Annotated in this window: 5 protein-coding genes; 1 reads left to right on the forward strand and 4 read right to left on the reverse strand. The window is 41.1% G+C overall.

Annotation, left to right across the window (positions count from 1 at the left end; translation table 11 throughout):
• Positions 1–391 precede the first annotated feature (391 nt).
• Both B4U84_RS19855 and B4U84_RS19860 read right to left on the reverse strand, forming a co-directional pair.
• Positions 392–1,306 (reverse strand): phosphotransferase family protein, encoded by a 915-nt coding sequence (locus B4U84_RS19855; protein WP_044447003.1) that lies wholly within the window; start codon positions 1,304–1,306, stop codon positions 392–394.
• Positions 1,307–1,632: 326 nt separating this feature from the next.
• Entirely contained in the window at positions 1,633–2,337 is a 705-nt protein-coding gene (locus B4U84_RS19860) for a hypothetical protein (protein ID WP_044447001.1), read from the reverse strand.
• 333 nt (positions 2,338–2,670) lie between these two features.
• Here B4U84_RS19860 and dnaX point away from each other — a divergent pair, with 333 nt between their 5' ends.
• Positions 2,671–5,910, forward strand: a complete 3,240-nt coding sequence (gene dnaX, locus B4U84_RS19865) for a DNA polymerase III subunit gamma/tau (protein WP_131121013.1) — start codon at positions 2,671–2,673, stop codon at positions 5,908–5,910.
• Here the strand turns inward: dnaX and B4U84_RS19870 are convergent.
• Entirely contained in the window at positions 5,907–7,847 is a 1,941-nt protein-coding gene (locus B4U84_RS19870) for an iron uptake porin (RefSeq protein ID WP_131120254.1), read from the reverse strand. The two genes, dnaX and B4U84_RS19870, sit on opposite strands and share 4 nt — an antisense overlap.
• A gap of 727 nt (positions 7,848–8,574) precedes the next feature.
• Positions 8,575–10,050, reverse strand: coding sequence for a YcjF family protein (locus tag B4U84_RS19875; RefSeq protein ID WP_131120256.1), 1,476 nt, complete (start codon positions 10,048–10,050; stop codon positions 8,575–8,577).
• Positions 10,051–10,862 lie beyond the last annotated feature (812 nt).

Raw genomic sequence — 10,862 nt, forward strand, 5'->3', positions numbered from 1 at the left:
TATCGCGTCTCTACAACCCCAAAATTATGACGAAAAATCCTTAACCGAGCAGTATTTGGAGACATATCATTTCGACGAACCCAAAAATGATTTCGACGAACCCAAAAATGATTTCGACGAACCCAAAAATGATTTCGGCTAACCCAAAAATGATTTTGGCTAACCCCGAAATGATTTCGACGAACCCCGAAATGATTTCGACGAACCCCGAAATGATTTCGACGAACCCCGAAATGATTTCGACTACCATTTCACTAAAACCCTGATACAAATACAAATGGTGTAGAGACGCGATATATCGCGTCTGGAACAAAATTTATGTGTATCGTGATTAACGTGAAATGGTAGACGAACCCCGAAATGATTTTGGCTAACCCCGAAATGATTTTGACTAACCCAAAAATGATTTTTGAACGTCTCTTGCCAAACCAATATGTGCTAGCAGTAGGGAACTATCGTTATACTTGAGACCATAATTAGCCCACTGAAGCTCTAAAGTCCCCATCCAGAATCGCGCCCGGTCGATAACATCTCCTAGCATGGGATAATATTTTTCCATTTGCAACACAATACTCTCTCCATAATTGCTGAGTTGAACAGCAATATCACAAGCTGGGTCGCCAAAGCCAGCAACACCAAAGTCAATCACACCACTAATATTTTCTGACACAGGGTCAAACAAAACGTGATATACTGCCAAATCACCATTGATGAGTACAGGTGTGTAGTTAAAGTCGAGTTCACCCGACACCACAGGCGCAAATAGTTCCTGTATCCAAGTTTTCTGATGACGCCAAAGATGGGGAAACAGATTTTCTTGAACTTGTTCGTAAAGTTGTAACCAATCTTGGCGCGATCGCACAGTATTAGAGGTAGATATCTCAGCCTGTAGTAAAATTTCTGTCGGGATACTGTGTAACTGGTAGTGAAATGTAGCCAGTTGTGAAATGATACGCGATCGCACAGTATCGCTTAACTTTAACAGGGTGTTGCGAGAAAGCGGTTCACCCGGAATATATGAGTAGCTAACAAAATCTGCTTCTAGATGTTCAAATTGAGGAACAGGTAAATCTACGTAGCGTTTGACGATTTCTAATAATTTTGCTTCCTGAACAAGAACATCTTTTCCCCAATCTTCTCTAGCAAAGCGACAAACAAGCTTGTGATTGACCACTACCACATCATTAACCATCCCATCCTGGTTAAAATCCAGATGTTCAAACTCAATATTGGGATATGCAGCACGAATTTTGTCCAAGTAGTACACAGGTATTTCCACAGTGGCTCCAACAAACTTTAGCAACAAAAAACACAATTACTTCGGACTTTTTGCCCGACTGAAGCGAATCTAATTATTTGTATGTTTGTTGCTTTAGCGTACCACTGTAGATTTAACTCCGGTTTAACAGTTATCAATACAAAATTTTACAAGGTATCAACAATTTTTTCAAAAACTTTGCATTTTTTCGTCTACTGTTTTAGTATTTGTGTACTACTATTTTTAACTACAAATATCAATTTAGCTATTGAGGGATGATCATGAACTGCGTAGACAAGATGTTTGACATGAATCTTACAGGCTCTTCCTTTCTACTACAGTATTTGAACTGCGCCCACCAGGAGCGCAATAATTCATCCTTGTTCTGTAGTTGATTGATTGGCAGCATGGAATTGATCAATTAAAGCTTGGATAATCATTTGCGGATCTTCACTCTCAATTCCTAATTGTTGAGCAATCATCAGACGTAAATTCTCATCCTGCTGCATCAGAATCTGCAATTCATCCAGGGTTACAGTTTGAAATTCTCCTTCAGGGAGATTTTGTACTTCATCTGTTACTTGGAAAATTTGCTCGGTTGGGAAATTTTCTACACTAGTATCTGTTGCTGAGGTAAAGGTTTCAATTTGTGCGTCTGGGCCTTCATATTCCCATACTGGTTCTCCTTGATTACGTTCCAATAATTGCATCCCGATATTATGAGCAAAATCTCCGACTTCTCCAACTTCCAATTCTCCTAATTGCACCATTCGAGCGGCTAATTCAGTATTAGGAGTAGGTGATGCTAGCAATTTTTCATCAAAGCGATGCAACCACTCTATCCAACGTTCTGTTGGGACGCGATGCTCAATATTATGTAGCCACTTCAGCGCCCAGTGTTGTCCTCTAGCTTGATGTACTCCTTCTAACAGTTCGGTGAACAGAAATTCTAAATCTGTATCGCTTAGGGGTGGAGGTGGTTCTTTTTGATAATCACCTCCAAATGCTACTGGAACCTTTTGGTTGCCCAATAAGCGTTGAAAAAACCTTTTTAACCATTGAATTAGCCGTTTGAGCATCTCCGGCACCCCCCGAGTTTTGTTTACCCTAAGATTGTAGCGATGTCTACGACCAGTCGCTACGCATTGGGGATTGGGCATTGGGGATTGGGCATTGGGCATTGGGCATTGGGGGTTGGGCATGGGGCATGGGGCATTGGGAATTGGGCATGGGGCATTGGGAACAGACTTGTCAAATAATTCCTCCGACATTCCCCACACTCCCCACACTCCCTTGTCTCCCCCCTCTCCCCGCTCCCTTGTCCCCTTTCCCCTTTCCCCTCTTTAGCTAAAATGATTGAATCCCAAACTCGACTGGGTGCGACTCCCAAAACAGACAAGGCATTGCCATCCATGTTTTACGAACCTCTGCACCATAAGTATCGCCCAAAGAGTTTTGCTGAACTGGTAGGACAAGAAGCGATCGCGACCACTCTCACTAATGCTATTTGTGCATCTAAAATTGCACCAGCCTATTTGTTTACAGGGCCAAGAGGCACAGGTAAAACTTCCAGCGCCCGCATTTTAGCTAAATCACTCAACTGTCTCAAAAGTGATAAACCCACAGCTGAACCCTGTGGTGTGTGTGATGTTTGTCAGGGAATCACCAAAGGTTACTCTTTAGATGTAATTGAAATAGACGCTGCCAGTAACACAGGCGTAGACAACATCAGAGAGATGATTGAAAGGGCGCAATTTGCCCCTGTTCAATGTCGATATAAAGTGTATGTGGTCGATGAGTGCCTGACAGGAGATTCTTTGGTATTGACTGATAAAGGATTGATCAGAATTGATAATCCCAAAATTAAAAATAAAAAAGTACTCAGTTATAACGACTCTACAAGACAATGGGAGTATAAAAAAGTTATTCGCTGGCTAGATCGAGGCGAACGTCAAACCTTAGTTATTAAGACAACTAGCTGCGAAATCAGATGTACTAGCAATCATTTAATTAGGACAGATAGGGGATGGATAGCAGCAAAAGACGTAAAAGAAGGAATGAGGATACTGTCCCCTGCGAATGCGGATGTGGTACTCCCATTTACAAATTTGGGACAGATGGACGTATCCGGCGATTTGTTTGTGGACACCAATTTAAAGGTAATACCTACGGGCAAAAAACATATAATCTCGAATCCATCCTGCAACAAGCTGAATTACTCCGACCTATGTGCGCTTGTGAGTGTGGAGAACAGCTCGATATTCCAGCCTTTTTACAGAAAAAAGGTAAAGGAATTAGTAGCATTCAATCTCATTGGCAAAGACATCCATACAAAAAAGGACACGGTATTTGGGAACTTAGAACAAAAAAATTCCTCACTGATGCGGAAGTTTTATCAACAGAAACACTGGGACTTATCTACGGAACACTACTTGGAGATTGCTCCATCTGTTACCCAAATCAATACAGTAGATTTCCTAGGTTGTCTTGGACACACGCAGAAAGCCAGCAAAAATGGCTGGAATACAAAGTCTGTAGTCTTAAAGAACTGCAACCAAAATTACGAGTGTCACCTAACAGGGGATACGGTAAAACATCAGTCACATGTAACACATCCTGCTATCCCCAACTTAAAGACGTCTTTGACATTGTCAAGCCAAATGGGGATAAAAAACTCGTCTCTATGGCTTGGCTCAATCAGGTCACTTCAGAAGGACTTGCTTGGTGGTACATGGATGACGGATCTCTCAGTCTCACTCCACAAGGAAGTCCACAAATCCAATTTCATACGGAAGGATACTCCCCAGAAGAAAATCAAATTATTGCCAGTTGGCTCACAACTTCCGGTTATCCAGCAGCAGCAAGATTTTACACCAGGCGTAATACTGGCAAAACATACTGGTACATATGGATGGGCGCAGATGCCAGTAGAAAATGGTTGGCAGACCTCAAACAGTATTCCATCCCTTCAATGGACTACAAGTTTGGCAACGGTCGAATCTGTCAACCTCGCTGGGGTTGAACGAGTTTATGATATTGAAGTAGCAGACAATCACAACTTTGTTGCTAATGGACTACTGGTGCATAATTGTCACATGCTCAGTACAGCAGCGTTTAATGCGCTACTTAAAACCCTCGAAGAACCACCTAAGCATGTAGTCTTTGTCCTCGCAACAACAGACCCGCAAAGAGTACTATCTACAATTATTTCTCGGTGTCAACGGTTTGATTTTCGTCGGATACCCCTAGAAGCAATGGTGCAGCATTTAAGTACTATTGCTACCAAAGAAAATATAAATATTAATTCGGAAGCGATTACACTTGTGGCTCAAATTGCTCAGGGAGGATTGCGAGATGCTGAAAGCTTACTCGATCAACTAAGTTTATTCTCAGGGGAAGTGACGCCGGATCGAGTTTGGGATTTGGTAGGATCAGTAAGTGAAAAAGACTTACTCACACTTTTGAGTGCGATCGCCAAAGACAACACTGAAGCAGTTCTAGATTGTACTCGTCAAATTCTAGATCGTGGTCGAGAACCTCTGATTATTCTCCAAAACCTGGCCGCTTTTTATCGCGATTTACTCATAGCCAAAACAGCACCCAATCGTCAAAATTTGGTTGCTTGTACTCCTCAAACTTGGCAAGCACTTGTTAATTCTGCTCAACAGTTAGATATCAGGACTATTTTACAAGGACAACAACACCTAAGAACTGCTGAAGTGCAACTAAAAAACACCACCCAGCCGCGCTTATGGTTAGAAGTCACATTACTGGGATTGCTACCTTCAGCAACTATTATTAACACTCAGCCAGCAATAACAAGACCTGTTGCACCCGCAGTCTCACCATCACCAACTCCTTCTATCATCCCACCTTCCTCAGTTTCTAACGGCAAGGTAACACAGACAAAAACTAACACAGCCAATAAACAAGATACGACAACTCCAAGCACACCCCCCACTTCCCCCACTTCCCTCACTCCCCCCACTCCCCACACTCCCCCCACTCCCCACACTCCCCACACTCCAAGCACTTCCCCATCTTCCAATGAAGAATCATTGGAAGCAACTTGGCAAAAAATAGTCGAATCTTTGCCAATACCAGCCAAAGCACTGTTGAATCAGCATGGACGCTTATTAAGTATTGGCGATGGCGTTGCTGTTGTAGGTGTACCACCAAAGCTGATCAAACTTGCTCAAGGTAAATTAGTTGATATAGAAGCCGCTTTCGTCAAAGTTTTTCAGCAAAAATATAAGGTGAGTTTGGTTCCAAATCAGGGAAAAACCTCGCCTAGCAATGAAAAAAAAGATTTTCCTCAAAATAATACCCGTCAAGCTCATCAAACCTTTCCACCCAATTACAACCAACAACCACAACCAGCTGTAACTGAAAATCATCAACCAGTAAAACCAGTAATTCCAAAAACAGAATCAGTAACAAATACTACTCACGCGACGCCAACTTTACCCACACCACAATCTCAGACGTCACCACCCAATTGGGAAAGTGATGAAGGAGCGATCGCCGCCCAACGTCTGGCACAATTTTTTGATGGGGAAATAATTCGCTTTGCAGATGATGTAGTAGAAGTTACCGACTCTATCCCGACCTCAGACTGGGAAAACGAAGCAGAAGCAGATGATGACTTTTAAAAAGTGAAGGTTGTACGGACTACACCAACAGTGGTTGTATCGTTTCTGCTATCACCTTCGGGATTAAATAACACAAATGCTCCAGGGGTAATACTGACATTATCACTGACTTTGAAACGATAATACGCTTCTAAATGATAAGGTGTAGCCCGATCAACACCTGTAGAAGCAAGTTCAGCATCGCCATCAGCAGAAGTACGATACAGTGGCTGTCCAAACAAAATACCTGCGTTATTTCCTTGGTGGAATAAATCATTGAAGTGAAGTCCTACCATCCAACTAGTGAAAGTAGTAGAAGCATCGACATCACGGGCAGAATCATCTACAAATATTGCTGCACCGTAACCAGATAAAGCAATTTTTGGAGAAAAACGCCAAGTTAGTGTACCACCAAAAGAATTAAGTTTGACGGGTGTACCCAGTGAAAGATTAGCTAAAGCCCCAATGTCACTACTAGTTAATCCTGTACCCAAGATATTGATTTCGTGATAACTATTTGCATAGTTGAGAGCAACATCTATAGAACTAGTTGGTCTAAAAGTTAATTGTGTGGCGATGACACTACTACCACCAAAAAAACCAGATCCTAAAGGTGTACCAGAAACTCCCGGTAGGATGTCTGGAGCATTTTGAGAAATGTTAGCATTGACGCTGCCGTATAAAGCTCTAATATCTAACTGATCAGAAATATTAAAAATAAATCCTACAGCAGAAGCCAAACCAGAGCCAGAAGTACCACCTGAGACACGTACTACGGGGTTCAAGTTTCCAAACCGAGAAATCGACTCTTGTCCTTCACCATAGAAAGGTGTAATAGTAGGAAAAGCATCTGAAACTTCCGCCGCAGTTCCAGCAAACAAAGTTAATTTATCAGCGACTGGAAATATATAAAGTAGTTTGTAAAGCTCAACATTATTAGCACCGACATCTGATAAAGTTTTAACGTCAATTCCAGGAAACTGAGGTTCAAAACTAGTACGGGCGCTACTAGCACTAAGTCTAGATGAAGCTAATCCCAAAGATTCTTGCAAGCTACCACGACCATCTAAACCCCCCAAAAAGTTATAAGATTGCAAACCAGTAATGAGTAAGTCTTTACCTGTAAAGCTGGTGTTGAGATTTAACCGCACTCTATTAGTTAGGATGATATTAGAGTCATCCGTATCTGGAGAACCTCCTGTAGCACCAATCGCTGCAATAATTACCTCACCAGTGAGCTTGGTTGTTGTGGAAAACTGATTTGCTATTAATTCTGCTGTGTGAGCTTCCAGTGTATCTACTCGACCTTTTAGCGTCGCCAATTCCGCAGCGAATTCTTCTTGTAATCTCTGTAAAGCCCCTAAATCTTCTTTTGTGACTAAATCAGTAGTTGCTGTAGCAATGATTTCATTGACTCGATCAAGACAAGCATTTAAACCAGCAGCAAATTCATAGCGAGTCATCGGACGATTACCCCGATAGGTACCATTGGGATACCCAGCAATACAACCGTAGCGCTCAACTAAAGATTGTAATGCTTGAAAAGCCCAGTCTGTTGGTTGGACATCAGACAATTGCGAGACAGATGTGACTTGGGCAATTTTGTCTGATGTCTGAGATGAATTTACAGATGTTGGAGAAATTTGTAATGAAGAATTAGGAGCAGAATTTAATTCTAGATTTCTCTTTTCTTGCTTCTGGGTTAAAACCGATGAATCTGGTTGATAATCATTAGCTATAATTAGCTCATTTTCCTGTTTTTGAGGTAAAATACTGCCATAATTTGTGATTATTTCATGAGTGTTCGCACTCTTAGTAATCACTACTTTCTCAGGAACTTTTTGTACTCGCTTGTTATCTTTAACCTCAAAATTAGTCAGGGCTTGTACTGGTAACAATCCCAAAATTAAGTACAACAAACTAGCCCCACCAGCAGAGGCTAGCAGATATTTAGACATGACAACTCCTCACAGAACTATGGAATGTATAAATACTAAATTGCGGTATTCAACAGCAATCAAAGTACAGACGTAAAACAGATGTTGCAACTTAAATGCTGTCTGCTTTACTTGACTCAGGAATTTGTTTTGTGAATTTCCTGAATGAGATAAATACGTTTTGACTAAGGCATAAAGGGTAAAAGAAAAGGAAATATTTTTTTCCTTGAAACCTTCCCTTTTGACCTTTTAGAAAGCAGTTCTCTTAGAGAAGAGTATGCTGATTCTAAACGTATTGTGAGTAATATTTAAACATTTATTAGCAGTATTAAATTATAGTAAATACCATTTTTAGAACTAATTAACACTAGTTAATATTCGTAATTCTTATGATTACTATAGAAAAATCAAAATGATATAGCAATCCCATATGATTTATGAGAATCGCAAATTTTAACGAAGAATAATTGCGGCGAAATAATCAAAGTCATCCTCTAATACCATTTCACAAAAATCTTGATACAAATACAGGCGGTGTAGAGACGCGAAATTACCCTGCGGGAACGCTAAAAGCGAACGCGTCTGGTACAAATTCATATGTATCGCTATTAACGTGAAATGGTATAACAGGATTTTGGATACCCTTTCAAGGTGGGTAAAAATCTTTACAAAAATACCGATTTACGGAATAATCAACAGCGCAAAGCATTAATGCAACATTGATGTAAGCTATTAACTTCTGGTGAAATTACCCCACCACCTTCTCAGCACCAATAAGTTCACCCTCAGCAACTTCTGGTAACAAACGCTTTACCCCTTGCTTGACAAATCCCTGCAAAAATCCCACCTGTTGGTTCTGCTGAAATACTTTTTGCAAAGTTTGTCCCAGTATCTCAACATTAAATCTATTGGCTGAATTTACTGCTACTTCTTGTTGTTGGAAATATTCTACTAAGCTAAGTCCAGCTAACCGGGTGAGATAAGCTGCACTCACACCTTGAACTGCACCACCAGCAACGTATGTGACAGCGTGACTTTTGAGAACAGTTCCAATAACTTTACTAGAAAGTTCAACTAAACCGAGTTTTAGCATCAAGCTACCCATCTCCCCAGCTACGGTTTTCGCTTGTTCCAGAGAGAATTTTTGCTGATAAATATTACCTAAATCTACAATCATTTGGGCATTAATTGCCGCAGTTGCCAAAATATCTAACGCGGGAACTGGGTTAGCAAAAGCTGCTGCTGCTGCAATCCACTGATATTGTTCAATCACTGGGTTGGCGCGATCGCATCTTACCCCATTTAACCAGTTTTTAGCTTCGGCTTTGAGCAACAGCGCTTTTCTCATCGTAGTCGCCCATACCAGCTGCTGTCCTTGCTGTGCTAATGTTTCACCTAACTGTTGTGTCAGTTGCTCTATGTCTGGCGCAGGTTGTTCCATCCACTCTTGCACAGAACCATCATCGTTGTGCTTGCGGACTTTCACAGGAAGGGGAGAAGTTGAAATCGCTACTATGTTCTGGTGCATTCGCTGTTTTAAAGCCAGCAATATACTAGCGCGTTCATCTGCCAAATATTGATCTTGTTTATTGAAAACCAGCATCAGCCGGTGTTTTTCTGCTTGTAGTTCCTGGATGGTTTGAAATTCTGTATCTGTCAAATCCCCGTTTGTCAGGAACAGAATGAAATCAGTTGCTTTTGCTTGTGCTAATGCAGCTGCGTCTGAATTTTCGCCTGCTTCTATAAATAAAGGTGCTATCTCTTGCAGACAAATTTGACGTCCTATTCCTGGACGCCAGTTGGATGTTAATACTTTAATTAAGGTGGTTTTACCCACCGACTTACCGCCAGTCACAGCTAGATGAATTTCTTTTCTATCTAACTCGGTATAAAGCTGAGAAATTTTTTCTCGCAGCAGAGACGTTGCATGTAACGTCTCTACATTATTTTCAGCTTCACCTGCAAGATGATTAATTACAGTTTCAGTTTTAGCGATCGCACTCTCTACAGTTTCTCGATCCACTGGTAAACTATCGAGTACATGCGAATCCTGTTTGGTGCGATTTTGCTTTAACAACAACAAACCACCACCAACCAATAACAAACTGAGGAGACTATATTCTCCCAGTTGCACTATCGAATCGTGCCAACTTTGTAAAATCCACAAGGAGAACGATAGTCCTAGTCCTCCTACTAATATTGGTCGCTGCAACTTCACAACCATGATTCACCGCGCTTTTTGGATTATTTCTACTCCAGAATAGATCAAAACTTGCTTCTGGGAATTGAACTGGTGATACAACACAATTTTCTTTACAGCAACTTCCGACTTCTTTTTAAGGCTATTCTAGGACGCGATCGCACGATCAATCAATATAAAGATGTTCTTAAATCAGTGAACAGTGAACAGTTATCAGTGATCATAAACCCAAGAATAAATACATCACTCTTTACTGATAACTGATAACTGATAAGTAAGTCGGCGGGAAAAATTCAATGTATATGAAGAAATATAAATTAGCTGTAGGGTGCTTGAATTCTTGACCGTGCGTTATGCCGTAGGCTAACGCACCCTACTGGCGTGTCAAGGCTAAAATAGTGCATTAATAAACCGCAGAGGCGCAGAGAACACAGAGATAGAATCAGAGATTTATTGCATCATTTTAGCCTTGACAGTCCACTACATTGAAATTTCTTAACATAGCTATAAATATTAGCGCCAACTTACAAAGAAAGGCAGAGGGTCGTAGACGCAAAGCGGCTTCCGTAGGTGGGCAGAAGGCACTTATGTTGGGGAGTGTTAATTGATACTTTAGTTCTGGGTCTAAAGCCCAGTTCAGAATGATAATTATACCGAAACTGCTTGCAGTGAGGTATAAAACGTCCTTGTTTCAATCCCACTCTTTTAAGGGTGGGTTGCCTTCTGCCTTCTGCCTCCAGCATAGCTGCCTTCTGAATTAACTGTTAAATAAACTGTACAGACGGCTGCATTCGCAATGTAAGCCGATACAATCGTAATGTAAGTCGATACATTCG

It is taken from the genome of Westiellopsis prolifica IICB1 (assembly GCF_004323185.1).
In the GTDB taxonomy this organism is placed as follows: Bacteria; Cyanobacteriota; Cyanobacteriia; order Cyanobacteriales; family Nostocaceae; genus Pelatocladus; species Pelatocladus prolificus_A.

Excerpts from the sequence above, each read along its gene's own strand:
- B4U84_RS19860 (WP_044447001.1), bottom strand. The coding sequence starts at position 2,337 with ATGCTCAAACGGCTAATTCAATGGTTAAAAAGGTTTTTTCAACGCTTA.
- dnaX (WP_131121013.1), top strand. The coding sequence starts at position 2,671 with ATGTTTTACGAACCTCTGCACCATAAGTATCGCCCAAAGAGTTTTGCT.
- B4U84_RS19870 (WP_131120254.1), bottom strand. The coding sequence starts at position 7,847 with ATGTCTAAATATCTGCTAGCCTCTGCTGGTGGGGCTAGTTTGTTGTAC.
- B4U84_RS19875 (WP_131120256.1), bottom strand. The coding sequence starts at position 10,050 with ATGGTTGTGAAGTTGCAGCGACCAATATTAGTAGGAGGACTAGGACTA.